The following is a 25902-nucleotide window of genomic DNA, read 5'->3' on the forward strand; positions in this document are numbered from 1 at the left end:
CCGGCCGCAGGGCGGTCCGGCCGTCACCCGGTCACGCCGTCACCCGGTCACGCCGTCTCGCCGAACTGGCCGGCGTGCACCGGGTGGTCGGCCAGCGTGACCGGTTCGGCGAGCACCGGGCCGATCAGGGTGAGCACCTCGGCGATCATCGTGTACTCGTCCGCGGTGCCGTCCACCACCAGGTCGGCGCGGGCGCGGGAGGGCGCGACATGGGCGGCGTGCCGCTCCCTCCCGCTGGCCAGGTAGTTCAGCAGGGAGATCCGCGGGTCCTGCCCGAGGATCTCGATCTTGCGCAGGAGCTTGCGGGCCAGCCGGATGTCGTCGGGCGTGTCCACGTAGACCCGCCAGGTGGCCCGGTGGGCCACCGCGGCGAGGGTCAGCGCGAACAGCCCCTCGACGACGACCAGCCGGTGGCCGCCGGCGGCCATCGCGTCGACCGCCTCGGCGACCGCGGTCTCGTCGATGGACCCGGGATGGTTCCAGTCGAGCGTCTCGGCGCCGGTGGCGCTGAGGGTGCGCACGCCGCGCCGGGGATCGTGCGCGGGCACGTAGAAGTCGTCGAGATGCAGGAGACCCACGGTCTCCGGGTGGTGCCGCGCCAGCGCGTCGGCAAGGGTCGACTTGCCTGACGCGGTGCCGCCTGCGACCGCGAGGACGGGCACAGCGTGCCCTGCCACAACACGCGCCATACCGGGCGCTCCTTCAGGTGCTCAAGGAAAAACGAAGCGGCCGGACAAGCCGGGTGCACGGATGGTAGGGCGGGGAGATCAGCTACGGCAAGCGCCGTACGTCACGTCGTGGGAACGGCGTTTTCCGGCTACCCGAAGAAGACCCCCGCTTCGGCGTAGAGACGGGGGTCGACGGTCTTGATGGAGACCGTGGCGTCGCCGATCGGCACCCGGACGATCTCGGTGCCGCGCAGCGCGACCATCTTCCCGAAGTCGCCGTCGCGCACCGCGTCGATGGCGTGCAGCCCGAAGCGGGTGGCCAGCCAGCGGTCGAAGGCGCTGGGCGTGCCGCCGCGCTGCACATGGCCGAGAACGGTCGTCCTGGCCTCCTTCCCGGTTCGGTCCTCGATCTGCTTCGCCAGCCACTCCCCGATGCCCGACAGCCGTACGTGGCCGAAGGAGTCGAGGGTGCCGTCCTTGAGCACCAGGTCGCCGTCGAGCGGCATCGCGCCCTCGGCGACCACCACGATCGGCGCGTACCGGATCTTGAAGCGGCTCTCCACCCACGCGCACACCTGGGCGAGGTCGAAGCGCTGCTCCGGTATGAGGATCACGTTGGCGCCGCCGGCCAGGCCGGAGTGCAGGGCGATCCAGCCGGCGTGCCGGCCCATCACCTCCACCACCAGCACCCGCATGTGGGACTCCGCGGTGGTGTGCAGGCGGTCGATGGCCTCGGTGGCGATGTTCACGGCCGTGTCGAAGCCGAAGGTGTAGTCGGTGGCCGACAGGTCGTTGTCGATGGTCTTGGGGACGCCGACGCACGGCACGCCGTGCTCCGCGGAGAGCGTCGCGGCCACGCCGAGGGTGTCCTCGCCGCCGATCACGATCAGCGCGTCGACGTCTCGCTCGGCGAGGTTCGCCTTGACCCGGCGGACGCCGCCGTCGACCTTGAGCGGGTTGGTGCGCGAGGAGCCGAGGATGGTGCCGCCGCGGGGCAGGATGCCGCGGACGGCCGGGATGCCGAGCGGCACGGTGTCCCCCTCCAGGGGGCCGCGCCAGCCGTCACGGAAGCCGGTGAACTCGAAGCCGTACTCCTGGACGCCTTTACGGACGATGGCGCGGATGACCGCGTTCAGACCGGGGCAGTCGCCGCCGCCGGTCAGGACTCCGACCCGCATGGACTCTTCCCTTCGTCGCAAGCCAGCTGTGCCGGATGTGCAACCTCCGCCAAGCTAGCGTGACTTGGGTCACATGTCGCCGTCCCCGTCAGCCGCGGCCGCCCTGTCAAGGCCGCGCTCGATCGCGTATCGGACAAGCTCGACGCGGTTGTGCAGCTGGAGCTTTCCGAGGGTGTTCTGCACGTGGTTCTGCACCGTGCGGTGCGAGATGACCAGCCGCTGGGCGATCTGCTTGTAGCTCAGGCCCTTGGCGACCAGCCGCAGCACCTCGGTCTCCCGGTCGGTCAGCCGGGGCGCCGCCGGGCCGTCCGCGGCGGCGGCCGGCGCGGGCTCGCCGGCCAGCCTGCGGTACTCCCCCAGCACCAGCCCGGCCAGGCCCGGAGTGAACACCGGGTCGCCCGCCGCGGTCCTGCGCACCGCGTCCACCAGCTCCTCGCGGGCCGCGGACTTCAGCAGGTACCCGGTCGCGCCGGACTTGACCGCTTCCAGTACGTCGGCGTGCTCGCCGCTCGCGGACAGCACCAGCACCCGGATCGCCGGGTCCTGCGCGACGACCTCCTTGCAGACCTGCACCCCGGACGCGCCGGGCAGGTTGAGGTCGAGCACCAGCACCTGGGGGCGGGCTGCGCGGACCCTGCGCACCGCCTCGGGGCCGTCGCCCGCACTGGCCACCACGTGGAAGCCCGCCTCGGACAGGTCCCGGGCGACCGCGTCGCGCCACATCGGGTGGTCGTCGACGACCATCACCGTCACCGCGGGTTCCTGGCCGCCGTCGCCTGCGGTTCCGACCGTCATCTCGCGCTTCTCCCGTTCGTCTCGCCCAGGGCGGGCGCGACGTCCGCGCCGCCCTCCCGCACACCCAGGGCGCCCCTGGGCAGCCGCAGTTCCACCTCGGTGCCCTGTCCGGGCACCGACACCAGGTCCGCGCTGCCGCCGAGGTCGCGCAGCCGGCCGCGGATGGACTGGGCGACGCCCAGCCGGCCCTCGTCCGCGGCGGCCGCCAGCCGGCCCTCGGGGATGCCCGGACCGTCGTCCCGCACGGTCACCAGCACCGCGTCCGCCTCGTCCTCCACCAGGATCCACGCCCGCGCCTGCTCGCCGGCGTGCCGCCGCACGTTGTCCAGCGCCGCGCCGACCGCCGCGGCCAGCTCGGCGGCGGGCTCCGGGTCGAGCAGCACCGGCGTGCCCGGCGCGGACAGCGTGACCCGCGCGGAGGCGGCGTGCGGCGCGAGCAGCGCGCGCAGGTCCCGCGGGCCGCGCGCCGCCGGTTCGCCGCGCGCGGCGCCGGCCGGCGGGGCGCCGGAGATCAGCGCGCGCAGCGCGGCCTCCTGGTCGCCGGCCAGCCGGCCCAGCTCGGCGGCGCGGCCGCCGGCCGCGTTGCCGCGGCGCTGCACCATGGCGAGCACCTGCAGCACGCCGTCGTGGATGTCGCGGGCGAGCCGTTCGCGTTCGCGGGTGGCGGCCTCGATCTGCAGCGCGCGGGCCAGCGTCCGCTCGCTGGCGCGGGCCACCTCCACGACGTAGCCGATGGCGACGCCCGCCACCCAGACCAGCACCACGTTGTGCACGGTGTCGCGGCTCGGCGTGCCGCGCTCCGCGAGGTCGGCGGCGGCCACCGCCGTGGACGCCACAGCGGCCCAGCGCCAGCCGCCCTTCAGGGCGTACGCGAGGACCGCGCCGGCCGTCCATATCGACGGCAGGGTGAAGGCGCCCGACTCGATCCGGCCCGCGGTGTCCACCCAGCCGGTGAGCAGGATGCCGCCGACCGCCATCGTCAGGTCCACCGCCAGGAACGGCCTGGTGCACCGCTCGGCGCCGCGCACCCGGCCGATCGTGCCGAGGGTCCACACCGAGAGCAGGGCCATGTAGCAGCCGCCGGGCAGCGGGTGGCGCAGCGAGCCGTACGCGTGCGCGTAGAGGGCGACCGCGTACCCGAGGGTCAGCACGCGGTAGGCGGTCAGCGCGCGCCACAGCGGCTGCTCGACGGACATCCGCATGGCCATCCGGCCCCCCTTCCTCCGCGCCACCGTAGCGCCTGCCGGCGCGGCCTCCCCCGGAGACGGCCGAGGCCGCCCCCACCCCGCACTCCTGGGCGCTGCGGCGCACCGACGACGCGGCCCACCCCCTCAGGGGCCCGGGGAACGGCGCGACCAGCCCACCACCGGCAGGAAGCCGGCCGCCGGCCGCGGCCGAACGGCGCGGACCACCCGCCACCGGCGGAAAGCCGGCCGCCAGGGGCGCGCGCCCCACGGCGAGAACCCGGAGCGCAGCCCCCCGGACGGGGAGAAGCGCGGGCTACGCCCGCTCCGCGGCCTCGGCGATCTGCCGCTTCGCGGCCGTCGCGTAGATGTCGACGTACTCCTGCCCCGACAGCTTCATGATCTCGTACATGACCTCGTCGGTGACCGACCGCAGGATGAAGCGGTCGGACTCCATGCCGTGGTACCGGCTGAAGTCCAGCGGCCGGCCGATCCTGATCCCCGGCCGCACACTGAACTTCGGCATGACCTGCCCCACCGGCTGCACCTTCTCGGTGTCGATCATCGCGACCGGGATCACCGGAGCGCCGGAGGCGAGCGCGACCCGGGCGAGGCCGCCGGGCTTGCCCCGGTACAGCCGGCCGTCGGGTGAGCGGGTGCCCTCGGGATAGATCCCGAAGAGCTCGCCGCGCTCCAGCACGGCGAGGCCGTCCTTGACCGCCGCCTGCCCCGCGCCGCGCGCGCCCGAGCGGTCCACCGGCAACTGCCCGACGCCCTTGAAGAACGCGGCGGTGAGCTTCCCCTTGATGCCGGGCGAGGTGAAGTACTCCGCCTTGGCGATGAAGGTCACCTTGCGGTCGAGGACCGCAGGAAGGAAGAAGGAGTCGGAGAAGGACAGGTGATTGCTCGCCAGGATCGCGGGACCCTCCTTGGGGATGTTCTCCAACCCCTCGACCCACGGGCGGAAGGCTGCCTTGATGGGGTGGCCAATCACGATCTTCATCGCGCCGTAGAACAAACGTGCCTCCAGTTTCCGACGCAATGACCTTAACGCCCCTGCGGCCCGGTGGGGCTTACCGGTGTGGACGCCGTCCGCGTACGCTGAACTACCCGAACGCGTTCTGCGTCCTGCTGCCTCGACAGGAGACCCCGGTGCCGCTCATGTCCGGAGCCGAACCGTACCGCCATGAAGGCGGCGAGACCGGCGTCCTGCTCTGCCACGGATTCACCGGGAGCCCGCAGTCGCTGCGGCCCTGGGGCGAGTACCTGGCGGAGCGCGGCCTGACGGTGTCGGTGCCGCTGCTGCCCGGACACGGCACGCGCTGGCAGGACATGCGGGTCACAGGATGGCAGGACTGGTACGCGGAGGTCGACCGCGAGCTGGTGCGGCTGTCCGCCCAGTGCTCCCGGGTGTTCGTCGGCGGCCTGTCGATGGGCGGCACGCTGGCGCTGCGGCTGGCCCAGCGGCACGGCGCCGCGATCAGCGGCCTGGTGCTGGTCAACCCGTCGGTGAAGGCCGACAGCGTGCAGCTGAAGGCCGTCCCGCTGCTGCGCCACGTGGTGCCGTCGGTGGCCGGCATCGCCAGCGACATCGCGCTGGAGGGCAGCCGCGAGCTGGGCTACGAGCGGACGCCGCTGCAGGGGGTGTACGAGCTGACCAGGCTGTGGCGCACGGTGCGGCCCGCGCTGCCGCAGGTGACGCAGCCGCTGCTGCTCCTGCACAGCAGGGTCGACCACGTGGTGCACCCGTCGAACTCGGCGCTGCTGCTCGGCAGGGTGTCCTCGCTGGACGTCACCGAGCGGGTGCTGGAGCGCAGCTACCACGTGGCGACGCTCGACCACGACGCCGGGCAGATCTTCGAGGAGTCCTACGAGTTCGTGCGGCGGCTGTCCGCGGGCCCCGCGGGCCCGGCCGGCGCCGCTGCCGCGGCGGTCGCGGACGCGGCCGAGGAGGGGGCGGCAGGTGGCTGACGCCGACCGCGAGGAAGAGGGCGCCGCGCCGCTGGACGAGGACGCGGCGTGGGCGGCGCTGGTGGCGGGGTACGACGCGGAGCCCGAGCCCGGCACGGCCGCGGCCTGGCCCGAGGCGGAGAACGTCCCGGACCCGCCGGCCGCCGCCCCGCCGCCGGCTCCGGCGCCTCCTCCCCCGCCGCCGCCGAACCGCAGCATCGTGATCCACCCGGTGATCACCGGGCCGCGGGACTTCGAGCTGGTGGAGGACGAGGACGAGGCGCACTTCGTGCCGCCCGAGCCGCCGCCGCTGCCGGAGGCCGACGTCACGACCAAGTTCGCCTGGCTGGCGGTGCTCGGCGGGCCGCTGCTGCTGCTGGCGTTCGTGCTCCTCCAGCTCGACCTGACCTGGTGGGCGATCCTGCTGGGCGTGGGCGGGTTCCTCGGCGGCTTCGCCACCCTGGTCGCCCGGATGCGCACCGGTGAGGACGACGACGACCTGCCCGGCGGCGGCGCCGTCGTCTGACCGCCCCGACGGCGCGGGCCGCGCCCGCGGCCGCGGCGCCCGGGAGGCCGTCAGGCCGGCGGGACGCGCAGCGCGGCCAGCACCGGCATGTGGTCGGTGGCCGCGTGCAGGTCGGCGTCGGTGACGCCGGGGAGCGCGGAGGGCACCCCGCAGCCGAGCACCTCGATGCCGTCGGTGGTGAAGATCGCGTCGATCCGCTGGAACGGCGCGCGCTGGTTGGTGATCGCGCCGCCCCACGGCGCCGTGGCGTGACCGTCGTGCAGGGCGGCGGCGATCCGGGAGAAGCCGGGCCGCTCGGGGGGCTCGTTGAAGTCGCCGCCGAGGACGACGTGCGGCTCCCCCATCGCGGCCACCCGCTCCAGCACCAGGCCGGCCTGGGCGCGGCGCTCGGCCGGGCTGAGGCTGAGATGGGTGGAGACCGCGGCCAGCCGCGCCCCGCCGAAGCGCAGCACGGCGGTCGCGAAGCCGCGCCGGTGCAGCCCGGGGGTGTGCGGCATGAGCAGGTCCTCGGTGCGTTCCACGTCCGCGCGCAGGGAGCTGAGGATCATCGGGCCGGTGGCCGTCGCGCCGCCGGTCACGTAGTACAGCCCGGTGGCCTCGGCGAGGCGCGCCGCGGCCTTGCGCCAGCGGAAGAACCGCGGGGCCTCCTGGATCAGGACGAGGTCGGGGGCGCAGGCTCGGATCACCCGGGCCAGCGCCGCCGTGTCGTCCCGCAGGGAGCGGACGTTGTAGCTGAGCACGCGGACGACCGCCGAGCCCCCTGGCTCGGTCGTGGAACTCGGCAGATCCTCCACTGCGCGTGCTTCTCCTCAGGTGTCTCTCCGCGGGCGCCTCTCCGCGGGCGGCGGGTCAGCCCTGGCGGGCCAGGTCCGCCGCGCCGACCAGTCCGGCCTTGCCGCCGAGCTGCGCGGCGAGCACCTGGGCGTGCGGCCGCCACTCGCCGCCGATCAGCCAGCGCCGGAACGACTTGCGGATCGGGTCGAGGACCAGCTCCCCCTCGTCGGAGACGCCGCCGCCGACGATGAACGCGGACGGGTCGAAGAGCGAGGCGAGGTCGGCGAGTCCGGCGCCGGCCCAGCGGGCCAGCTCGCGGAAGGAGTCGATCGCGACCGGGTCGCCCTGCCGGGCGGCCGCGCTCACGTGCCGGCCCTCGACGCCCTCCGGGGTGCCGTCGCCGAGCGCCAGCAGCGCGGCGGCGTTCTCCGGGGTGGCGGCGGCGCGCTGCTTGGCGTAGCGCACCAGGGCGCGGCCCGAGGCGTACTGCTCCCAGCAGCCCTGGCTGCCGCAGCCGCAGAGCAGGCCGTCCGGGACGACCCGGATGTGGCCGAACTCGGCGGCGACGCCGAAGCGCCCGCGGCGGAGCTTGTTGCCGATGATGATGCCGCCGCCCAGACCCGTCCCGAGCGTGATGCAGATCACATCGGAGTGGCCCTGTCCCGCGCCGAAGCGGTACTCGCCCCAGGCCGCCGCGTTGGCGTCGTTCTCCACCACCACGGGCAGGCCCACGCGCTGCTCGACCTTGTCCTTGAGCGCCTCGTGCCGCCAGTTGATGTTCGGCGCGAAGAGGACGGTGGCGCGCTTGTCGTCGACGTAACCGGCGGCGCCGATGCCGACGGCCTCGATCTGGTGACCGGTGCTGACCTGGCGAACCGACTCGACGATCGCGTCCACGACGCCTTCGGGAGTCGACGGAGTCGGCACCTTGACAGTCTCGAGAATCGAGCCTTCCTCGTCGACCACTCCGGCCGCGATCTTGGTGCCGCCGATGTCGACGCCGATGGTGAGTCCCATGTGTCCCTCAGTTTTCGGTCGTTCCCCGCTAAGAGAACCGTACCGGAGGGAGGGTCAGTCGAGGTCGATGTGTTCAGCGGTTGAACGCGAGGAACCTCCGCCGGCCGTCCAGCGGCCCTCTGCTCCGGCCACCGCGGACCGGTAAGCCGCCAGGAGTTCGGCTCCCGCGGCCGCGAGGTGGTCGAAGACGTCGGGGTTGCGCTCCACGATGGGTTCGACAACAGAACGCACCTGGGAGAGGACGCCCTGCGCGGCCATCTGCACCGCGGGGTTGCCGAGGGTGCCCAGCCGGTCGGTCACCGCGGCGCCGACCGCGTCGGCGAGCCGGCGCAGCTCCTCCGCCGCGCTGCCCGTGTCCGGTCCGCCCTCGGCCCGCCTGCGGGCGTGCTCGGCCGCGATGTCCTCCGCGCTGGCCTTGGCCCACGCGTCCGCGTGGGGACGCTCCGCGCCCTCGTCGGCGGGTCGGTCCGTGGCTTCGCTCATGATCGGCTCCAAACGGGGCGCTCGGGGTGTTCGCCGCTGCTGCCTCGGCTTCCCTTCGACGGTACCCGAACTCCCGCGGTGGCAGCCGGGCTCAGCGCGGCCACAGCCCGGGATCGGGGGTGAACCGCACCTGCAGCGCGTCGTCGCGCAGCGCCGCCCCGGCGACCGTGCAGCGGCGCAGCGCCGACGGCAGCGGCACGATCCGCCGGAAGCCGCCCGCGTCGACGACCAGTTCGTCGCCCCGCCTGACCAGGTCGAGCCCCTCGCGGGTGGCGCCGGGCAGCGGCAGCGTCCAGACGAACTGGCCCTCGTCGGCGAGCCGGTCCTGCACCGTCCACGGGTCGGGGCGCGGCTCGGCCGCCGCGCCCGCGGACGGCCCGCCCACCCCGATCGGCCCGCCCACCCCGATCGGCCGGCCCAGCTCGACCGGTCCGCCGCCGGCGGGGCCGGCCGGGTCCAGCAGCCGGAGCAGATCGCGCGGGGTGTGCGGCGCCCGGCCCAGGTGCGGGGTCTCGCGCAGCTCCGCGCCGTCCGCCGCGCAGGCGTCGGCGAGTTCCTTCAGGTGTTCCTGCTGCTGTCCGGACAGCCCGGCGAGGAAGGGGTCGGCGGACCCGGCGGGCAGCACCCGGTTCGCCACCACGCCGGCCGGCCGGTGGCCGTAGAGGGCGAGCCCGGTGCGCGCGGTGCGCAGCGTGCGCAGGGCGGCGGGGCCCGGCTCGACGACCACCGCGACGGAGGTCCCGCGCGCGTCGATCACGGCCTGCACGGCGGCCAGTTCGCGGTCCGCGCGGGCGGCCGCCTCGTACGCCCACTCCGCGGGCATCGGCACCCCGGCGAGCTGCGCGAGCACCGGCCGCAGCGCCCGCGCCGCCTGCCGGTCGGCGGGCAGCAGCCGGCCCAGGTAGCGGCGCAGCTGCTCGGGCAGCGCGAGCAGGGCGACGGCCTCGCGCACCGGCGGCAGGTCGACCACGACGAGGTCCCAGGCCGAGTCCGCGCCGAGCGCGCCCGCCTGCCGCAGCACCCGCAGCAGCGCGAGCGCGTCCGCGCCGGGCAGCTCGGTCAGCTCCTCGGGGTCGAGCGGGGCCGCGCCGAGCAGCGAGAGCAGGCTGCCGATCCGGTCCTGGACGTCCAGCGCGCCGGAGCGGAAGGAGGCGGCGGTGTCGACGACGGCCACGTACAGGCCGTCGACGCCGTCCACCCCGTCGACCGGTGCGGGGCGCGGCAGCCCGTCGGCCATGGTGCCGCCGGCCGCGCCCGCGGCGGCGGGCAGCAGGTGGGCGGCCGCGTCGGCGTCGCGGGTCAGCAGCAGGGTGCGGTCGCCGTCGCGGGCGGCGGCCAGCGCGACCGCGGCGGCGACGGTGGTGCGGCCGGCGCCGCCCGCGCCGGTGACGAGCAGGGTGCGGACGGGCATCGGCGGTACCGCTTTCGACGGTGCGGGGTGCTGCGCTGCGTGCTGCTGGGGCGCCGGCTGCCGCGCTGCGGGCTGCCGGGTTGCGGGCCGCGACGATCCCGGCGGCGACGCCTCAGGCGTGCGCGGGCGTCCGTCCGGTACGGGCGTGTCGGCGGCCACCGGTCAGGCCGGTTCGCCGGACGCGCCGGCCCCGGTCCCCTCACCGGTGGCGCCGGCCTCCGGCGCCGTCTCCACCCGCTTCTTCAGCCCGGCCAGCGCCCGGTCGATGATGACCTTCTCGGCCTTGCGCTTGATCATCCCGAGCATCGGGATCTTCACGTCGACGGTGAGCTGGTAGGTGACCTCGGTCGCCCGTCCGCCGTCGAGCGGCGCGAGCGCGTAGGAGCCGTCGAGGGTACGCAGCATCTGGGACTTCACCAGCGACCACTGCACCTCGCTGTCGCCGATCCAGCGGTAGGCGAGGGTGTGGTCGTCCTTGATCGCGCCCGCGTCCAGCAGCAGCCTGACCTGCTCGGCGCGCCCGGCGGCGTCGGTGGCGAGCACCTCGGCCTCCTTCACCTCGCCGGTCCACTCCGGGTAGCGGCCGAAGTCGGCGATGACGCCCATGACCGCGGCCGGGGCCGCTTCGATCGTGATGCTCGACCTCGTGTGTTCCGCCATGGCCGTGGTCCTCCTGAAACGTGCTGCCGGCTGCCGGACGCCAGCCCTGTCGAAGGCTATCGCGCCCGGCCGCGCCGGACCGACGGCCCGGTCACCACTCCATCGCCCACGGGGTGCGGGTGTGGTTGAAGTGGCCGACGTTGACGCACTCGGTGCGGCCGATCCGGGTGCGCCGCAGCAGCGGCTGGTGGACGTGGCCGAACAGCGCGTACCGCGGCTGCGTCGAGCGGATGGCCTCGAGCAGCGCCTCGCTGCCGCGCTCGAAGCGCCGCGCGGTGGTGTCGTAGCAGAGTTCGGGCAGCGCGGGCGGGATGTGCGAGCAGAGCACGTCGACCCGGCCGAGGGCGGCGACCTTCGCGGCGTACTCCCCCTCGTCGATCTCGTACGGGGTGCGCATCGCGGTGCGCAGGCCGCCGCCGACGAAGCCGAAGACGCGGCCGCCGATCTCCGCGGTGGCGCCGTCCAGCACGGTGGTGCCGGGCCCGGCGTACTCCGGCCAGAGCGCGGGGATGTCGACGTTGCCGTACGTGGCGTAGGTGGGGGTGGGAAAGGCGGCGAACAGCTCGGCGTACTGCTTGCGCACCGCCCGCTCGATGACGGCGCGGCGGTCCAGCCCGGCCCACAGGCTGCGGTCCAGCTCGTGGGCCTCCTCGAAGCGGCGGGCGGTGCGCAGTTCGACCATCCGGTCCGCGTTCTCGGCCCCGAACAGGTCCGGGAAGATGCCGCGCGAGTGGTCGGCGTAGTCCAGGAAGAGGATCAGGTCGCCGAGGCAGACCACCGCGTCCGCGCCGTCGCCCGCCCGGGAGAGCGCCTCTACCGCGCCGTGGACGTCGCTCACCACATGCACCCGCATGGCGTCACCCTATAGCGGGCACATAGTCAGGGGCCGCCTGCGCCGGCGGCGGCCGCTGGTCTAGGGTTCGGCGAGCGGTGCCACCCCCCGCCCTCGGTGTGTGATGCTTAAAACATCTGTACTGCCCCTCTATCGCCGGAGCTTTACCGATGGGTAACGTCCAGGCCGTCCCACTTCCCTCCGGGTGCGCCGTGGCACCGATGAGGAGCAGTCGCCTTGCGTGAGTTCAGCCTTCCGGCCCTGTACGAGGTCCCCGCGGACGGCAATCTGACGGATCTCGTCCGCCGCAACGCCGCACAGCACCCGGACACCGCCGTACTCGGCCGCAAGGACGCGACGGGGACCTGGCAGGACGTCACCGCGGCGGCGTTCCTGACCGAGGTGCGGGCCGCCGCGAAGGGGCTGATCGCCTCCGGCGTGCAGCCCGGCGACCGGGTCGCCCTGATGTCCAGGACCCGCTACGAGTGGACGCTGCTCGACTTCGCGGTCTGGAGCGCCGGCGCGGTCACCGTGCCGGTGTACGAGACGTCCTCGGCCTCGCAGGTCGAGTGGATCCTCGGCGACTCCGGCGCGGTCGCGCTGGTCGTGGAGTCCGGGGCGCACGAGGGCCTCGTGGAGTCCGTACGGGAGCGGCTGCCGCAGCTCAAGCACGTGTGGCGGATCGACGCGGGCGCCGTCGACGCGCTCACCGCGGCGGGCACCGACGTCTCCGACGCCGTCGCCGACGAGCGGGCCGGCTCGGCCACCGCCGACTCCCCCGCCACCATCGTCTACACCTCGGGCACCACCGGCCGCCCGAAGGGCTGCGTGCTCAGCCACCGTGCCTTCTTCGCCGAGTGCGGCAACGTGGTGGAGCGGCTCGCCCCGCTCTTCCGCACCGGCCACTCCTCGGTGCTGCTCTTCCTGCCGCTCGCCCACGTGTTCGGCCGGCTCGTCGAGGTGGCCAGCGTGATGGCGCCGATCCGGCTCGGCCACGTGCCCGACATCAAGAACCTCACCGACGACCTCCAGGGCTTCCGCCCCACCCTGATCCTCGGCGTGCCGCGGGTCTTCGAGAAGGTCTACAACTCCGCCCGCGCCACCGCCCAGGCGGGCGGCAAGGGCCGGATCTTCGACCGGGCCGCCACGACCGCGATCGAGTACAGCCGCGCGCTGGACACCCCGGCCGGGCCCTCGCTGAAGCTCAGGCTCTCCCACAAGGTCTTCGACCGGCTCGTCTACGCCAAGCTCCGCGCGGTGCTGGGCGGCAGGGCCACCCACGCGATCTCCGGCGGCGCGCCGCTCGGCGACCGGCTCGGCCACTTCTACCGCGGCATCGGCTTCACCGTCCTGGAGGGCTACGGCCTCACCGAGTCGTGCGCGGCCACCGCCTTCAACCCCTGGGACCGTACGAAGATCGGCACCGTCGGCCAGCCGCTGCCCGGCTCCACGGTGCGGATCGCCGACGACGGCGAGGTGCTGCTCTACGGCGAGCACCTGTTCTCCGGCTACTGGAACAACGAGCCGGCCACCGCCGAGGCGATGGCCGACGGCTGGTTCCACACCGGCGACCTCGGCGCGCTGGACGAGGACGGCTACCTGTCCATCACCGGCCGCAAGAAGGAGATCATCGTGACGGCCGGCGGCAAGAACGTCGCGCCCGCGGTGATCGAGGACCGCATCCGGGCGGACGCCCTCGTCGCCGAGTGCATGGTCGTCGGCGAGGCGCGTCCCTTCGTCGCCGCGCTGATCACGCTCGACGAGGAGTTCCTGCCGCACTGGGCGGAGCAGCACGGCAAGACCGGCCGCACCACGGCGGAACTGGCCGCCGACCCCGATCTGCTGGCCGCCGTCCAGCGCGCCGTGGACGAGGGCAACGCGGCGGTCTCCCAGGCGGAGTCGGTGCGCAGGTTCCGCATCCTGCCGACCCAGTTCACCGAGGCGTCCGGCCACGTGACGCCGTCGCTGAAGCTCAAGCGCAATGTGGTGACGGTGGACTTCGCCGCCGAGATCGAGGGGCTGTACGCGAAGTAGCGCGGCCGCGCCGGGGCCTCGGCGCAGCGGCCCAGCGCCGGGGCTCAGAACCGGGGCTCAGAGCAGCGAGCGCAGCCGGGCCGCCAGCAGGTCCCAGCGCCACGCCTCCTCGACCCACTCGCGGCCGCGACGGCCCATCCGGGCGCGCAGGTCGGGGTCGCGGAGCAGGATGAGGATGCGCTCAGCGGCCTGCTCGGGTGAGCCGCCGGGGACGACCCAGCCGGTCTCGCCGTCGAGCACCGCGTCGGGCGCGCCGCCGGAGTCCCCGGCCACCACGGGCAGGCCCGTCGCCGACGCCTCCAGGTAGACGATCCCCAGGCCCTCGACGTCGAGTCCGCCGCGGCGGGTGCGGCAGGGCATCGCGAAGACGTCGCCGGCGCCGAAGTGCGGGGGCAGTTCGCTCCACGGCACCGCGCCGGTGAACCGGACCGCCGCGGCCACCCCGGTGCGTTCGGCGAGCCGCTCCAGGTCACCGCGGTACGGTCCGTCGCCGACGATCAGCAGCGCGGCGTCCGGCACTTCGCGCAGGATGCGCGGCATGGCGAGGATCAGCGTGTCCTGGCCCTTGCGCGGCACCAGCCGCGAGACGCACACCACCACCGGCCGGTCGGCGAGCCCCAGCGCGGCCCGCACCGCCTCCCCGCCCGACCCGGCGTGGAAGGTCTTCTCGTCGACGCCCGGCGGCAGTTGCACCATCCGCCCGGCCGCCTCCGGGGTGAGCGCGGCGGCGATCCGCGAACGGGTGTACTCGCCGAGATAGGTGAGCGTGTCGGTGCCCTCGCCGATCCTGCGCAGCAGCCGGCGGCTGACGGGCAGCTGCGCCCAGCCGGCCTCGTGTCCGTGGGTGGTGCCGACCAGCCGCCGCGCGCCGGCCCTGCGCAGCGCCGGGGCCATCAGGCCGAGCGGCGCGGCCGCGCCGAACCACACCGAGGAGCAGCCGTGTTCGCGCAGCAGCCCGGCCGCCGTGCGGGTCACCCGCGGGGTCGGCAGCAGCATCCCGGTCCGGTCCCGGACCACCGGGAACGGCTGCTCCGCGTCGAACCGCTCGACCTCGGCGGCGTCCTTCCACGTCGAGCAGTAGACCACCACCTGCCCCGGGTCCAGCCGCAGCGCCATGCTGTGCACGAAGGACTGGATGCCGCCGGGCCGCGGCGGGAAGTCATTGGTGACGATCAGGGTCTTGTCCACAGCAGGATGTACCTATGTGACTATGAGGAGGCGAGCAGCAATCTACTGCCGGATCAGTCGGGATCGCGGCGGCGCCGGGTTGGACGTGGCCGCCGGGACGAGAGACTGCCGGACGTTGTGCGTCCGCGACGGCTGGGACGTCGTCGGAGTCTATCCGGACGACGATGTGAGCGCGTATTCAGGAGCGCCGCGCCCCCAGTGGCAACAGCTTCTGGCCGCGGTGCGCGGGGAAGGGTGAGCGTCCCGAGTACCGTCGGCACCGGGGTCCGCTCGCGGATTGCCAGCCGGACCCCCAGCCGTCCAGGAACAGGGGTGGTCCGGTCACATCGTTGCGGGTAATCGCCCAACAGCTCAGCTCAGGGGGCCGGGCGAGACAGGCGAGGGCGTCCTCGCACGTCGCTCGCGTGACTCGCCGGATCGGGACGTCACAGCACCTCCTCCAACGACGCCCGGAAGAAGCCCACCACCGTTCCGCGGAAACCCGTGTGGCCGGTGCGGCCGGCGTGGCGCAGGCACCACAGCTGGAGTGGTCCCAGTCGCCCGCCGCGTCCGACTTCTCGTCGCATGTCGTGCACTCCGCTTCGTGGATCAGCGGTCCGCTCTCAGTGTCCGTTGCCAAGATCCACTGCCCGAGGCGCAGGCGGGACCGCACCGTGCCACCCTCCGAACCGCTCACCGGAGCCGGCCCTGTTCCCCACGCCCACGCCCGACGCGCAGCAGCTCGCTCGCGCTCGTCCGCACCATGCGAGCCGTCTTGACCTGCTCGTGGCGGCCCCGCGTGATCGCCACGAAGGAATGGCTACGCGCCACGGTCATCCCCGCCGGTGCCCGGGAGGCGGAACTCGGCCCAGACGACTTTGCCGACGCCGTCCCGGGCTGTGACACCCCACGAGCCGGACAGCGTGTCGACCAGCCAGAGCCCGCGACCGTCGAGCGAATCGACGTCGGCCATGCCGCGTACGGGCTTCTCGTCCGAGGAGTCGTGCACCTCGATCCGTACGCGGTCGCCGGTGAGCCGGAAGCGGGTCTCGATCTCCCGCCCGGCCGGCACATGCGCGTGGCGGACAGCGTTGGTGAGGAGTTCGGAGAGAACGAGGACGGCGGAGTCGGCGATCTCCTCCAAGCCCCACTCGGTCAACGCTTTCAGCAGGACGCCACGGGCCGTAGCCACATTCCGGCGGTCCCGGCCCCAGCGCCGGATCACCGCCCGCTCATCCACACTCGCCTGTCGTAGCTGCATGGGGATCAGGCTTTCGGCTGACGGATCATGGGAATAGCCCAGCGTGGTTACCCACCATGGATAACATCGCGTCACCGGCCGACCACGCAAGCCAGCGCGAACCGCCTCTCACGGAGCGCCGCCCATGACCAGATACCAGCCGCCCCAGGAACTCCCCGCCCGATTACTGGGCGATCCCGAGATGATCGAGGCGTGCCGCCAACGCGACTTCTCGCAGATCTTCCGCCTCGTCAAGGCCCGCGCCGGGATCTACCCCTCGCTGATAGCCCGCCGTTGCGACATGACTCCCAGCCGGGTGGCCGAGGTGATCGCCGGCCAACGCGTGGTCAAGGACATCAGCGTCGTGGAACGCATCGCTGACGGCCTGCGCATTCCCGGCCGTCTGCTCGGGCTGGCCCGGCGGGAGTGGGAACCGAGCGACGGCCGGCATCCGGTCCTTCCGTTCTCCGCCACCGTCCCCACGTGGATGCCCTCAGGCCCTGATGACGACGGGTGGATCGCCAGTGCGGAGGACGATCTGAACGACCCCCAGTTCGTGCTCTCGCTCATCGAGAGCCAGCTTCCCGAGCTGTACAAGGGAGCCAACTTCTTCGGCGCGCGGCAGAGCGTCCCCTCCACTGTCCACCATGCGCAGAGCATCGCGCGTCTGCTGGAGCGCGCCGACGGAGCAGCCCGGGAGGCGCTGCTCCGGACCGGCGCCCTGGTGACGGAGTTCCTGGGATGGCTCTGTCAGGATCTCGGTGACTTCCGGACCGCTGCCACGTGGTCGGACCGTTCGATGGAGTGGGCGCAGGAGGCCGCCGACGACCACTTGCAGTCGTATGTGCTCTATCGAAAGAGCCATCAGGCGGCGGCGCAGGGCAGTGCGCAGAAAGCCGTGGCACTCGCGCGAGCGGCGCAGCGGCTGCCTGATCTGACACCCCAGATCACCGCACTCGCCGCGCAGCAGGAGGCGCAGGGGTACGCGCTGATGCAGAACCCCAGGGCGGCGCTCGCGAAGTTCGACGAGGCCCACGACCTCGCCTCCGCGCTCACCGCGGCCCGCCCCGACTCCAAACTCGACACCTCGTACTGCACTCCGGCGTACATCGAGATCCAGCGCGCCAACTGCTGGACCGACCTCGGCGAGCCCCTGCGGGCGGTGGAACTCCTCGAAGCTGCGTTGGCGACCCTGCCGCGGGTCTACCGCAACGACCGGAGCGTGTATCTCGCACGGCTGGCCCGCGCCTACGCCAGGGCCGGCGAACCCGAGTCGGCCGCCGACACCGCGACCAGGGCACTGGCCATCGTCCAGCAGACCGGGTCCGCACGGACGTTGGCCGAGCTGGACAGCGTCGCATCGGCGATGGGGGCACGATCGGACGTGTCAGCCGTCGCGGCGTTCACCGAGCGGTTCCAGATCCTCCGCGAGCGCCTCACGGCTTAACGTGAGCGGCACACATGGGAGATGCTGGAGATCATGGAAGATCTGATCACACAAGCCACGTCGGGTGACGAGCACCGCAGGGGCAAGGCCGTCGCGGTCCTGCCGGTCGGCAGCTTCGAGCAGCACGGCGAACACCTTCCGCTGATCACGGACACGGCCATCGCCTGTCTCCTCGCCCGCCGTATCGCCGAGGACCACGACCTCTTCCTCCTGCCGCCGGTCACGATCTCCTGCTCCCACGAGCACGCCCCGATGGCCGGCACGGTGAGCATCAGCGCCACCACCCTCTACGCCATCGTGAACGACATCTGGCGCTCACTCGAAGCATCGGGCACGCCCGGACTGCTCATCGTCAACGGCCACGGCGGCAACTACGTCCTGTCGAACGTCGCCCAGGAGATCAACGTCAGCGGCCCGCGCGTCGCTCTCTTCCCCGTCCACGAGGATCGCGCCCAAGCCCGCGCGGACGCCGAACTGGAGAGCGACGCCGCCGAGGACATGCACGGCGGAGAGTTCGAGACCTCCCTCCTCCTGCACGGAGCGCCCCACCTCGTCCACGGCGGCATCGAGGCGACCGACCACTCGGCCCCCGAACGGCCGCACCTGCTCACCCTCGGCATGGCCGGCTACACGGCCAACGGGATCATCGGCCAGCCGTCCCTGGCCACCGCCGCCAAGGGCAAAGCCCTCCTCGACAGCCTCTCCCGCGCCGCCGAAGCCCATCTGGCAGTGCTCGGCGGGTCGGTCTGACGCAGGTCCGAGCGCGCGGACCACGCTGACGCGGGGGGGCAGACACGCGACACCGGGCCGGCGGGCGGTGGGCGCGGTTCTCCGGGCCCCGGGGGCTACGGGCGGCGGCCCCACGCCGAGATGAGGGGGGCGGTCGCGAGGTCGAGGCGGCCGGCGGCGACGTTCGCCAGGTGGCGGTCGATCTCCTCGTCGGTGGCGAGGCCCCGGCCGGTCAGGTGGTGGCGGATCTGCCGCACCGTCGCGTCCTCCAGCACGGCGCACGCCGGGGAGGTGATCGGGAAGTACGCGTCGGCCCGCACGTCGTGCAGCCCGGCCTCGCGCAGCACCCGGGGCAGGGTGCGGCCGTAGGCGAGGTCGGCGCCGCGGGCGGCCATCAGGGTGCGGAAGCCGGAGCGCAGCCGGTTGGCGAGCCGCTGGTCGGGGCCCGACTCGTCGGGGCAGAGCAGCGGTTGCAGCGCGGGGTCGGCGTCCTCCAGGAGGAGCGTGCCGCCCGGCCGCAGCGCCTGGACCATCCGGCGCAGCGCCTCGGCGCGGTCGGCGACGTGCACCAGGACCAGCCGGGCGTGCACCAGGTCGAAGCCGCCGGGCGGCGGCGGGTCGGCCGCCACGTCGTGGGTCAGCACCTCGATCGGGCCGCCGGCGATCTCCCGGGTCCAGGCGACGTCGATGTCGGTGGCGACCACCGTGCCGGTCGGGCCGACCCGTTCGGCCAGGCCGAGGGGTACGGAGGGGCCGCCGGCGCCGACCTCCCAGCAGCGCATGCCGGGGCCGATCCCGAGCCGGTCGACGTGCCGGAAGGTCACCGGGTCGAACAGCTCGGCCAGGGCGCCGAAGCGGATGCCCGCCTGCACCTGGCGGTTGTCGAGGAGGTAGCCGCCGTCGGGGTCGTGCTCAGCCATGCGGCGAGTCTGCCAGAGCGGCGCGGGGACGCCGCCGGTCCGGCGGCTCCTCCCGCGCCGGCGCGCCGCTGCGGAGCCGGCGCCGAGCCGCCACCGGGGAAGGCCGCGAGGCCGCCAGGGTCGAGCGCCTCGGCGGGCAGGTCCCCGCGGCGGGGCCGGACAGCGGGACGCCTGCGGCGCGGCGGCGCCGTGCTCCTCGGTCCAGGGGCCGGGCGCGGCGGGGACGCCGCCGGGCGCGGGCGGGGGGGGCCGCCCCCCGGCGGGCGGGCGTCCGTCACCCCGTCAGGCTCCCGCGGGCCGCCGCCGGCCCGCGTTCACCCGGGCGGGCGCGCGCACCGCGTCCGTCCGGCGGTGGGGACGCGGCGGCACGCATGATCGTCGTGTGACAAGTCCTCCTATCGGCCGCTCGGGCCGTGCACTCGCGGTGTGGGTGGTGACCCGCGCCGGCATCCTGCTGTTCGTCTTCAAGGTCTTCCGCTTCCCCCAGCAGGTGATCCTCAACGACGTGTCGCACGTCTACCTGCCCTGGTTCGAGGTGCTGCGGCACGGCGCCTTCCCCGCGCACGACGTGACCTGGCAGTACCCGCCGGGTGCGGCCGCGGTGATGGCCGCGCCGGCCGCGGTGCCGCTGGTCTCGTACACCACCGGGTTCTTCGCGCTGGCCTTCCTGGCGGACGCGCTGGTGCTGGCGGCGCTGCTGTACGACGCGCGCCGGGCGGCCCGGATGCCGGGGGTGTGGGTGTGGGTGGCGGGCGTCGCGCTGCTGGGGCCGCTGGTGTACGCGCGCTACGACGTGCTGGTGACCGCGGTCGCGGTGGCCGCGCTGCTGGCACTGCCGCGGCGTCCCGCGCTGGGCGGCGCGCTGGCCGCCGCCGGGGCGCTGCTGAAGGTGTGGCCGGTGCTGCTGCTGATCGGCACGCCGCCGGGCCGGGCGACCCGCCGCGCGTGGACGGCGGCGGCGGGCGCGGCGGCGGCGCTCACGGCGCTGTTCGCACTGACGATGAGCGGGTCGCTGTCGTTCCTGACCATGCAGGCCGACCGCGGCACCGAGGTGGAGTCGCTCGGCGCGATGGTCTTCCACCTCGGGCGGCACCTGGGCTGGCAGGGGCGGGTGCGGATGCACTACGGCTCGATGGAGTTCCTCGGCCCGCACGTCCACCTGGTGAGCGCGGCGGCGCTGACGCTGAGCCTGCTGGCGTTGTGCTGGCTGCTGTGGTGGCGGCTGCGGGCCCGCACGTACAGCGCGGCGACACCGTACGACGCGGCGTTCACCGCGCTGCTGGTCTTCACCACCACCAGCCGGGTGATCAGCCCGCAGTACATGGTGTGGCTGATCGGCGCAGGCGCGGTGTGCATGACCGTACGCGGCAGCTCGCAGCGGCTGCCGGTGCTGCTGATGCTGGCGGCGACGCTCTTCACGACGCTGGAGTTCCCGCTGTTCTTCAACCATGTGACGGCCAGCGACGCGTGGGGCGTCCTGCTGATCGGGGTGCGCAACGCGCTGCTGGTCGGCGCGTCCCTGGTGGCCTGCCGGCGGCTGTGGACGTCCACGGTGCCGGTCCGTGCGGCCGGCGGGGTGCGCGGCGGGGGCGCGCTGCCGGAGACCTCGTCGGTGCTCACCTCGCGCTGAGCGCTGAGCAGTGAACGCCTCGTGCCGCACGGCCCTACGGGCGTCCCGCCGGCCGCGCGCGGGCCATGGCGATCCTGGCCGCGGGGGCCGGGTGGGTGGACAGCAGCAGGTGCAGCAGGCGGGGCGGGTCGGGGTCGGCGACGTTGGCGACCGTCAGCCGCCGCTGCATCGCGATGAACTCCCCCGGCGCGCCGGTCAGATGCAGGGCGTGCAGATCGGCCCGCCGCTCCACCCCGCGGCTGAGCGCCCGCCCCGCCGGGCCGAGCAGGGCGCCGCCCAGCGCCGCCACGGCGGCCAGCAGCCAGGCCGAGCGCGGGTCCGCGAACCGGTCCACCCCGGCCGCGTCCAGCAGCGGCTGCCACGTCACGACGGCCGCGAGCGCGCACACCCCGAGACCCGCGCCGAGCGCGCCGAGCACCGTCCCGCGCGCCACGTCGCGGTGCACGACGTGGCCCAGTTCGTGCGCGACGACCAGTTCCACCTCGCGCGGGTCCGCGGTGGTCAGCAGCGTGTCGTAGGCGACGATCCGGCGGGTGCGGCCGAAGCCGGACACGTACGCGTTGAGCGCCGTCGTCCGGCGTGAGGCGTCGGCGACCAGGACGTCCCGCACGGTCACGCCGTCGCGTGCGGCGAGCGCGAGCAGGGCGTCGCGCAGCGGGCCGGGCTCCATCGGGGTGAAGCGGTTGAACAGCGGCTCGAGGACGAGCGGCGCGAGGAAGGACAGCAGGACCGTCACGGCGGCCGCGCCCAGTGCCGCCCACACCCACCACCAGCGGGTGGCGCCGGCCAGGCCGTAGAGCGCGAACAGCGCGCCCAGCAGCAGCGGGAGGGAGATCAGCAGTCCGCGCAGCTGGTCCACCGCCCAGCCCCGCCAGCCCTGCGTGACCAGGCCGAAGCGGGCCCGCACCACGCGCCCGCGGGCGGCGAACGGCAGCCCGAGCACGAACGGCAGCAGCACCAGCGTGACCGCGGCGCCCGCCACCCGCGCCCACCACGCGGCGCCGAAGGCCGCCACCAGGCCGGCCCCCGCGGAGGTCAGGCCGAGCGCGGCGGTCAGCGCGAACGCGGCGGCGGACCCCGCGAGCACCAGCGGCAGCACCCCGCGGCGCAGCGCCCGGCCGCGGGCGATCTGCTCGGGCGTGAAGTCCGAGTCCGGTCCGGCCTCCGCGGCGGCGCCCGGCGCCTCCGGCTGCGATCCGTCGCCGCTCACGCCAACTCCCCCTTCAGATAGGTGCGCCAGCGCGCCGTGAACGCGTCGAGGCCCAGGCCCAGCGCGTCGCGCAGCCGGGCGTCGAGGGCGCCACCGCGGTCGACCGCGCGGTAGAGCGAGGTCAGAGTCTGCGGCGACCACTGGTCGGCGATCATCCGGCAGGCCAGCCAGCCGCCCTCGTACGCCTGGGCGATGCCGGGCGCGCCGGGCCTGAAGTCCGCGGCGGCGGGCAGCGCGCCGGGCACCCGGCCGGCCCGGACGTCGGCGGCGAGCTCCGGGGCGAGCTGGTCCGCGGTGCGGCCCGACTCGCGGTAGGCGACCCAGTCGGCGATGCCCTCGGATAGCCACAGCGGGGTGGCCGCGCCGGTGGCCGTGCGGGTCGCCACGTGGGTCGTCTCGTGGGTGAGGACGGCCTGCCGGCCGAAGGAGGAGAGCTGCCCGAAGGCGTCGGGGTTGACGATCACCCGGTCCGCCGGCGCGCCGGAACCGGCGCCCGCCTCGCCGGTGGTGACGGCGGCGATGCCGCGGTAGGCGGCCGGGCCGGTGTCCAGCAGTGCGCCCATCTGGGCGAGCGTGGCGGGCGCCTCGACGACCACCTCGCCCGGCCAGCCCGTGCCCCAGGCGTGCGCGACCTGCGGCACGGCGCGGTCCGCGTCGGCCGCGTAGCCCTTCAGGCGGGGCAGCGCGCCGAGCCCCAGCACGAGGCTGTGCGCCCCGCGGACGGCCTGGACCCGGCCCTGGTCCCACAGCTGCACGTCGGTGCGGTGGCCGCTCGCCGCGCCGTCGTCGTCGGCGGCGAGGTACCAGTGGCCGCCGCGCCGGTCGAAGGTCAGGTACGCGGTCGAGACGACCGGCTGGGCGTCGTAGCCGCGCAGCCGGTAGCTCAGCCGCACCTCGGCGGCGGTCCGCGGGGCGCCGTCCGCCGCGGCGGGCGGCGTGAAGACGGCCGGGCCGGTCCTGACGACGTCGTACGACCACGCGGCCAGCGGGACCTGGGCGAGGTTCGCGAAGACCTTGCGCTGCGCGGCGGCGAAGCGGTCGGCGTGCGGGTCGATGCCGGCGAGGAAGGTGGTGGGGTCGCGGTGCAGCACGGAGGCGGCTCGCGCCGCCAGGACGGTGCGGATCCCGGCGTCCGGCGCCGCCTTGGCGTGGGCGGCTCCGCCGCCGCTGCATCCCGCGAGGGTCGCGGCCACGAGTGCCGCTGCCGCGGCCCGGCGTCCCACCATGCGCCGATCGTACGTCGCCCCCCGCACCGGCCGGTGGCCCGGGGACCCCCCGGCACCCCCCACCGGGCCGGTGGCCCACCGCGGGCCGCGCCGTTCCCCGCACCCCCCGAAAAACCCGGGCTACGCCCGGACCGCGCCGGGCGTCACCGCCCCACCAGGGGCGCGGGGAACGGCGCGGGCAACCACCCACCCGCCGGTGGCACACCGCGGGCCGCGCGCGCCCGGCGCGGTGGTCAGGGGCGGGTGACGGAGTTGATCGGCATCATGCCGATCGGGTCGTAGCGGACCCGGGCGCCCGGGTAGGGGGCGTGGATGACCTGGCCGGCCCCGACGTACATGGCGACGTGGCTCGCGTCGCCCCGGTAGATGACGAGGTCGCCGGGGCGGACCTGGTCGAGGGGGATGTGGGCGCCGGCGTTCATCTGCTCCTGGGAGGTGCGCGGGAGGGCGACGCCGGCCCGCCGGTAGGCGTAGAGCATGAGCCCGGAGCAGTCGAACGCGTTGGGTCCTGTGGCGCCCCAGACGTAGGGCGCCCCGAGCATCTGGCGCGCGGCGGCGACCGCGACGGCGGCGCGGCCGGAGGAGGCCGGCAGCGCGGGGAGGTCCGGTTCGACGCGGTCGCGGGAGGCGCGCTGGTCCGTCATGCCGGGCGCGTAGCCGGCCCGCTGGGCCGCCGGCAGCGTGTCGAGCAGCCGCTGCGCCGAGGCCAGCGCCCGCTGGACGGCCCGCTTCCTGGCCCGCAGCACCTGCCCGGCCCGCTGGAGGTCGGTCAGCTTGCCCGCGGCCTGGTCGCGCTGCTGGCGCAGCGTGCGCTGCGCCTCCTGGAGCAGCCGCAGCCGGTCGGTCTGCCGGCCGCCGAGCCGGTCCAGGGTGGCTGCCCGCTCCAGGACCTGCGCCGGGTCGTCGGAGAGCAGCAGCGCGAGCGTGGGGTCGATCGCGCCCTCACGGTACTGGGAGGCGGCGAGCACGCCGAGTTCGTCGCGGAGGTCGTTGACGCGCTGCTGGCCGGTGGCGGCCCGGTCCTGGAGGGCGGTCAGTTCGGCGCGCAGCCGCTTGGCGCTCTCCTGCGCGCCGTCGTAGCGCTGGGTGGCCACCTCGGCCTGCTGGTAGAGCCGGTCCAGCCGGGCGGCGGTGTCCTGGGGGCCGCCCGAGGGGTCGGCGGCGGCCGGCAGCGCCGCGGCTCCGGACAGCGCGGCGGAGGCAGCGGCCGCGGACAGCACGGTCACACGGGTGGTGCGGGCGGCCAGGCCCGGCTGCGAGGTGCGTCGATGGGAGACCACGGCAGCAGACAGTAGCGACCCGGTGACACAGAGCACAAAGAGGCGGGCACTCGCACATGCGGGCGCGGCGCGCCCCGGTGCAGGTCACGGCGGCTTGGGCGGTCGGCCGGAGCCGTGTTCATCACCCGTACGCCGTACGGGAGTCAGGCCCGTCGGCAGGCGCGCGGGCACCTGCCGACGACGCGCGCGTCAGACGATGCGGACGCCGAACTCGAACGGCATGTCGCCCATCGCCTCGTACCGCACCGAGGCGCCGGGCTTCGGCGCGTGCAGCACCAGCCCGTTGCCGGCGTACAGCCCCACGTGGTGGAAGTCGCCGTAGAAGATCACCAGGTCGCCGGTGCGGAGCTGGGACGCGGAGTAGATCCGGGTGCCCGCGTTCGCCTGCTCCTGGGAGGTGCGGGGGATGGACACCCCGGCCTGGCCGTAGGCCCACGAGGTGAGGCCGGAGCAGTCGAAGGAGCTGGGGCCGGTCGCGCCGTACACGTACGGGTCGCCGATCCTGCTCTGCGCGTAGCTGAACGCGGAGGCGGCGCGGGCGCTGGCGGCGGTGGTGTCGCCGAGGTTGACGCGGGCGCTGGCGCGGCTGGCGGCCAGGGCGTCCTGCCGGGCTATCTCGGCGCGCTGGGCGGAGGTCAGCGAGTTGAGGACGGCCTTCGCCTGCGCCAGCTTGCTCTTCGCCTCGGTCTTGCGGTGCGCCAGCTCGGTGCGGGTGCTCTGCAGCTCCGCGAGCTTGGTGGTGGCCTCGGCGCGCTCCTGGTCCAGCGTCCGCTTGGCGTCCTGGAGTTGGTCCATCGAGCTGGCCTGCAGCGAGCTGAGCTGGTCCAGGGCGGTGGCCTGGTCCAGGTAGCTGTCGGGGTTGGAGGACAGGAAGAGCTGGATCGACGGGTCGATTCCGCCGCTGCGGTACTGCGAGGCCGCGATGGTGCCGAGGCCGTCCCTGAGCGTGTTGAGGTGCTGCTGCTGCCGCGCCACCTGGTCCTGAAGGGTTGATGCGTCCTTCTGGAGGGTAGAGAGCTTCTCGTTGGCCGCGTCGTACTTCTCCGTCGCCTGCTCCGCCTGCGAGTAGAGCGCGTCCACCTTCGCCTTGGCATCCTTGATGGACGGCTTGGCGGGAGCGGCGTTCGCCGCCTGGGCGGAGAGTGCGACAGCCGCGGCCGCGGTCGCGGTCAGCACGGTCACGCGTGTGCGGCTTGCCGGCTTGGGACGACGGTGGGACGCCACGAAGGCGGTCTCCTTCTTCCTTCAGCCGCCTACCGGTTCAGCTGGCGGGCGGCCCCCGAGCGCCATCCGGGTTGGATGATCGACTGCGCGGAGGTTCGACGCCCGACCTTAGTGACCTTTCTGTGATCGGTTCAAATCCTTGTAGGCAAAATCTCGATCGGTTCGCACATTATTTACGGGCACCGTACGCGCGGTGAGGGCCGCTCGACGCTGCGTTGTCCTTCCAGGGCGAACAGTCGTGCCATGTACGGGCGTTCGCACCGAACCGGACACCGCTGGACACAAGGGCCAGAAGGATCGGAATGGCCGACAGAACC

25 protein-coding genes and 1 pseudogene are annotated in these 25902 nt (G+C 74.3%); 7 read left to right on the forward strand and 19 right to left on the reverse strand.

The features are described from left to right. Positions 1 to 47: 47 nt before the first annotated feature. From V2S66_RS06480 to V2S66_RS06500, 5 genes are all read right to left on the reverse strand, one after another. Entirely contained in the window at positions 48 to 689 is a 642-nt protein-coding gene (locus V2S66_RS06480; RefSeq protein WP_330793511.1) for a uridine kinase family protein, read from the reverse strand. A 128-nt stretch (positions 690 to 817) separates the two neighbouring features. Continuing rightward, the gene (locus V2S66_RS06485; RefSeq protein WP_330793512.1) at positions 818 to 1846 is read right to left on the reverse strand and encodes a 6-phosphofructokinase; all 1029 of its coding nucleotides are present in this window, start codon (positions 1844 to 1846) and stop codon (positions 818 to 820) included. Between the two features lie 69 nt (positions 1847 to 1915). Beyond that, complete coding sequence (locus tag V2S66_RS06490) at positions 1916 to 2641, reverse strand: response regulator transcription factor (protein WP_330793513.1); 726 nt, start codon at positions 2639 to 2641, stop codon at positions 1916 to 1918. Continuing rightward, complete coding sequence (gene macS, locus V2S66_RS06495; RefSeq protein ID WP_330793514.1) at positions 2638 to 3849, reverse strand: MacS family sensor histidine kinase; 1212 nt, start codon at positions 3847 to 3849, stop codon at positions 2638 to 2640. Before macS ends, V2S66_RS06490 begins: the two co-directional genes overlap by 4 nt. 292 nt (positions 3850 to 4141) lie before the next feature. After that, a complete protein-coding gene (locus V2S66_RS06500) occupies positions 4142 to 4843 on the reverse strand; it encodes a lysophospholipid acyltransferase family protein (protein WP_330793515.1) in 702 nt (233 codons plus the stop codon). A 134-nt stretch (positions 4844 to 4977) separates the two neighbouring features. Here V2S66_RS06500 and V2S66_RS06505 point away from each other — a divergent pair, with 134 nt between their 5' ends. Both V2S66_RS06505 and V2S66_RS06510 read left to right on the forward strand, forming a co-directional pair. Then, the gene (locus V2S66_RS06505; RefSeq protein ID WP_330793516.1) at positions 4978 to 5796 is read left to right on the forward strand and encodes an alpha/beta hydrolase; all 819 of its coding nucleotides are present in this window, start codon (positions 4978 to 4980) and stop codon (positions 5794 to 5796) included. After that, complete coding sequence (locus V2S66_RS06510) at positions 5789 to 6301, forward strand: hypothetical protein (protein ID WP_330793517.1); 513 nt, start codon at positions 5789 to 5791, stop codon at positions 6299 to 6301. The genes V2S66_RS06505 and V2S66_RS06510 overlap by 8 nt, the downstream gene beginning before the upstream one ends. 50 nt (positions 6302 to 6351) lie before the next feature. On the opposite strand, the gene V2S66_RS06515 is transcribed toward V2S66_RS06510, so the two are convergent. The 6 genes from V2S66_RS06515 to V2S66_RS06540 form a co-directional block, all read right to left on the reverse strand. Continuing rightward, the gene (locus V2S66_RS06515; RefSeq protein ID WP_330793518.1) at positions 6352 to 7095 is read right to left on the reverse strand and encodes an endonuclease/exonuclease/phosphatase family protein; all 744 of its coding nucleotides are present in this window, start codon (positions 7093 to 7095) and stop codon (positions 6352 to 6354) included. A 55-nt stretch (positions 7096 to 7150) separates the two neighbouring features. Further along, positions 7151 to 8092 carry an ROK family glucokinase gene (locus tag V2S66_RS06520; RefSeq protein ID WP_330793519.1) on the reverse strand — a complete coding sequence of 314 codons (942 nt, stop codon included), beginning with the start codon at positions 8090 to 8092 and terminating at the stop codon, positions 7151 to 7153. A gap of 54 nt (positions 8093 to 8146) precedes the next feature. Then, the gene (locus V2S66_RS06525) at positions 8147 to 8575 is read right to left on the reverse strand and encodes a DUF5304 family protein (protein WP_330793520.1); all 429 of its coding nucleotides are present in this window, start codon (positions 8573 to 8575) and stop codon (positions 8147 to 8149) included. A gap of 91 nt (positions 8576 to 8666) precedes the next feature. Next, entirely contained in the window at positions 8667 to 9986 is a 1320-nt protein-coding gene (locus V2S66_RS06530; protein WP_330793521.1) for an ArsA family ATPase, read from the reverse strand. A 162-nt stretch (positions 9987 to 10148) separates the two neighbouring features. Continuing rightward, on the reverse strand, positions 10149 to 10646 hold the full coding sequence (locus V2S66_RS06535; RefSeq protein WP_330793522.1) for an SRPBCC family protein: 498 nt from the start codon (positions 10644 to 10646) through the stop codon (positions 10149 to 10151). A 91-nt stretch (positions 10647 to 10737) separates the two neighbouring features. Next, entirely contained in the window at positions 10738 to 11499 is a 762-nt protein-coding gene (locus tag V2S66_RS06540; protein WP_330793523.1) for a metallophosphoesterase family protein, read from the reverse strand. Positions 11500 to 11715: 216 nt separating this feature from the next. Here V2S66_RS06540 and V2S66_RS06545 point away from each other — a divergent pair, with 216 nt between their 5' ends. Continuing rightward, positions 11716 to 13512 (forward strand): AMP-dependent synthetase/ligase, encoded by a 1797-nt coding sequence (locus V2S66_RS06545; protein WP_330793524.1) that lies wholly within the window; start codon positions 11716 to 11718, stop codon positions 13510 to 13512. A 57-nt stretch (positions 13513 to 13569) separates the two neighbouring features. On the opposite strand, the gene V2S66_RS06550 is transcribed toward V2S66_RS06545, so the two are convergent. Then, a complete protein-coding gene (locus V2S66_RS06550; RefSeq protein WP_330793525.1) occupies positions 13570 to 14700 on the reverse strand; it encodes a glycosyltransferase family 4 protein in 1131 nt (376 codons plus the stop codon). Positions 14701 to 14722: 22 nt separating this feature from the next. Between V2S66_RS06550 and V2S66_RS06555 the strand changes: the two genes are divergently transcribed. Then, the gene (locus V2S66_RS06555; RefSeq protein ID WP_330793588.1) at positions 14723 to 14938 is read left to right on the forward strand and encodes a recombinase family protein; all 216 of its coding nucleotides are present in this window, start codon (positions 14723 to 14725) and stop codon (positions 14936 to 14938) included. Positions 14939 to 15125: 187 nt separating this feature from the next. Here the strand turns inward: V2S66_RS06555 and V2S66_RS34710 are convergent. Then, positions 15126 to 15376 (reverse strand): annotated as a pseudogene (locus tag V2S66_RS34710) (DUF7848 domain-containing protein). A 123-nt stretch (positions 15377 to 15499) separates the two neighbouring features. Then, positions 15500 to 15940 carry an ATP-binding protein gene (locus V2S66_RS06565; RefSeq protein WP_330793527.1) on the reverse strand — a complete coding sequence of 147 codons (441 nt, stop codon included), beginning with the start codon at positions 15938 to 15940 and terminating at the stop codon, positions 15500 to 15502. 124 nt (positions 15941 to 16064) lie between these two features. Between V2S66_RS06565 and V2S66_RS06570 the strand changes: the two genes are divergently transcribed. Both V2S66_RS06570 and V2S66_RS06575 read left to right on the forward strand, forming a co-directional pair. Further along, positions 16065 to 17366, forward strand: a complete 1302-nt coding sequence (locus V2S66_RS06570) for a tetratricopeptide repeat protein (protein WP_330793528.1) — start codon at positions 16065 to 16067, stop codon at positions 17364 to 17366. A 33-nt stretch (positions 17367 to 17399) separates the two neighbouring features. Further along, on the forward strand, positions 17400 to 18116 hold the full coding sequence (locus V2S66_RS06575; RefSeq protein ID WP_330793529.1) for a creatininase family protein: 717 nt from the start codon (positions 17400 to 17402) through the stop codon (positions 18114 to 18116). Between the two features lie 95 nt (positions 18117 to 18211). Here V2S66_RS06575 and V2S66_RS06580 read toward each other — a convergent pair whose 3' ends face one another. Further along, positions 18212 to 19015, reverse strand: coding sequence for a class I SAM-dependent methyltransferase (locus V2S66_RS06580; RefSeq protein WP_330793530.1), 804 nt, complete (start codon positions 19013 to 19015; stop codon positions 18212 to 18214). Between the two features lie 382 nt (positions 19016 to 19397). Between V2S66_RS06580 and V2S66_RS06585 the strand changes: the two genes are divergently transcribed. Next, on the forward strand, positions 19398 to 20645 hold the full coding sequence (locus tag V2S66_RS06585; protein WP_330793531.1) for a glycosyltransferase 87 family protein: 1248 nt from the start codon (positions 19398 to 19400) through the stop codon (positions 20643 to 20645). A 34-nt stretch (positions 20646 to 20679) separates the two neighbouring features. Here the strand turns inward: V2S66_RS06585 and V2S66_RS06590 are convergent, their stop codons facing one another. From V2S66_RS06590 to V2S66_RS06605, 4 genes are all read right to left on the reverse strand, one after another. After that, positions 20680 to 21855, reverse strand: coding sequence for a M48 family metalloprotease (locus V2S66_RS06590; protein ID WP_330793532.1), 1176 nt, complete (start codon positions 21853 to 21855; stop codon positions 20680 to 20682). Then, a complete protein-coding gene (locus tag V2S66_RS06595) occupies positions 21852 to 23081 on the reverse strand; it encodes a hypothetical protein (RefSeq protein WP_330793533.1) in 1230 nt (409 codons plus the stop codon). The genes V2S66_RS06590 and V2S66_RS06595 overlap by 4 nt, the downstream gene beginning before the upstream one ends. 233 nt (positions 23082 to 23314) lie before the next feature. Continuing rightward, positions 23315 to 24361: a C40 family peptidase gene (locus tag V2S66_RS06600; RefSeq protein WP_330793534.1), complete on the reverse strand. Its 1047-nt coding sequence runs from the start codon at positions 24359 to 24361 to the stop codon at positions 23315 to 23317. Between the two features lie 189 nt (positions 24362 to 24550). Further along, complete coding sequence (locus tag V2S66_RS06605) at positions 24551 to 25585, reverse strand: C40 family peptidase (protein WP_330793535.1); 1035 nt, start codon at positions 25583 to 25585, stop codon at positions 24551 to 24553. Between the last annotated feature and the right edge of the window lie 317 nt (positions 25586 to 25902).

The organism is Actinacidiphila polyblastidii, from assembly GCF_036353415.1.
Lineage (GTDB): Bacteria > Actinomycetota > Actinomycetes > Streptomycetales > Streptomycetaceae > Actinacidiphila > Actinacidiphila polyblastidii.

What these genes read in the sequence shown, in the direction of transcription:
- V2S66_RS06480 (WP_330793511.1), bottom strand. Translation starts at nt 689, where the DNA reads ATGGCGCGTGTTGTGGCAGGGCACGCTGTGCCCGTCCTCGCGGTCGCA.
- V2S66_RS06485 (WP_330793512.1), bottom strand. Translation starts at nt 1,846, where the DNA reads ATGCGGGTCGGAGTCCTGACCGGCGGCGGCGACTGCCCCGGTCTGAAC.
- V2S66_RS06490 (WP_330793513.1), bottom strand. Translation starts at nt 2,641, where the DNA reads ATGACGGTCGGAACCGCAGGCGACGGCGGCCAGGAACCCGCGGTGACG.
- macS (WP_330793514.1), bottom strand. Translation starts at nt 3,849, where the DNA reads ATGGCCATGCGGATGTCCGTCGAGCAGCCGCTGTGGCGCGCGCTGACC.
- V2S66_RS06520 (WP_330793519.1), bottom strand. Translation starts at nt 8,092, where the DNA reads ATGGGACTCACCATCGGCGTCGACATCGGCGGCACCAAGATCGCGGCC.
- V2S66_RS06525 (WP_330793520.1), bottom strand. Translation starts at nt 8,575, where the DNA reads ATGAGCGAAGCCACGGACCGACCCGCCGACGAGGGCGCGGAGCGTCCC.
- V2S66_RS06530 (WP_330793521.1), bottom strand. Translation starts at nt 9,986, where the DNA reads ATGCCCGTCCGCACCCTGCTCGTCACCGGCGCGGGCGGCGCCGGCCGC.
- V2S66_RS06535 (WP_330793522.1), bottom strand. Translation starts at nt 10,646, where the DNA reads ATGGCGGAACACACGAGGTCGAGCATCACGATCGAAGCGGCCCCGGCC.
- V2S66_RS06540 (WP_330793523.1), bottom strand. Translation starts at nt 11,499, where the DNA reads ATGCGGGTGCATGTGGTGAGCGACGTCCACGGCGCGGTAGAGGCGCTC.
- V2S66_RS06555 (WP_330793588.1), top strand. Translation starts at nt 14,723, where the DNA reads ATGAGGAGGCGAGCAGCAATCTACTGCCGGATCAGTCGGGATCGCGGC.
- V2S66_RS06565 (WP_330793527.1), bottom strand. Translation starts at nt 15,940, where the DNA reads ATGCAGCTACGACAGGCGAGTGTGGATGAGCGGGCGGTGATCCGGCGC.
- V2S66_RS06570 (WP_330793528.1), top strand. Translation starts at nt 16,065, where the DNA reads ATGACCAGATACCAGCCGCCCCAGGAACTCCCCGCCCGATTACTGGGC.
- V2S66_RS06575 (WP_330793529.1), top strand. Translation starts at nt 17,400, where the DNA reads ATGGAAGATCTGATCACACAAGCCACGTCGGGTGACGAGCACCGCAGG.
- V2S66_RS06580 (WP_330793530.1), bottom strand. Translation starts at nt 19,015, where the DNA reads ATGGCTGAGCACGACCCCGACGGCGGCTACCTCCTCGACAACCGCCAG.
- V2S66_RS06595 (WP_330793533.1), bottom strand. Translation starts at nt 23,081, where the DNA reads ATGGTGGGACGCCGGGCCGCGGCAGCGGCACTCGTGGCCGCGACCCTC.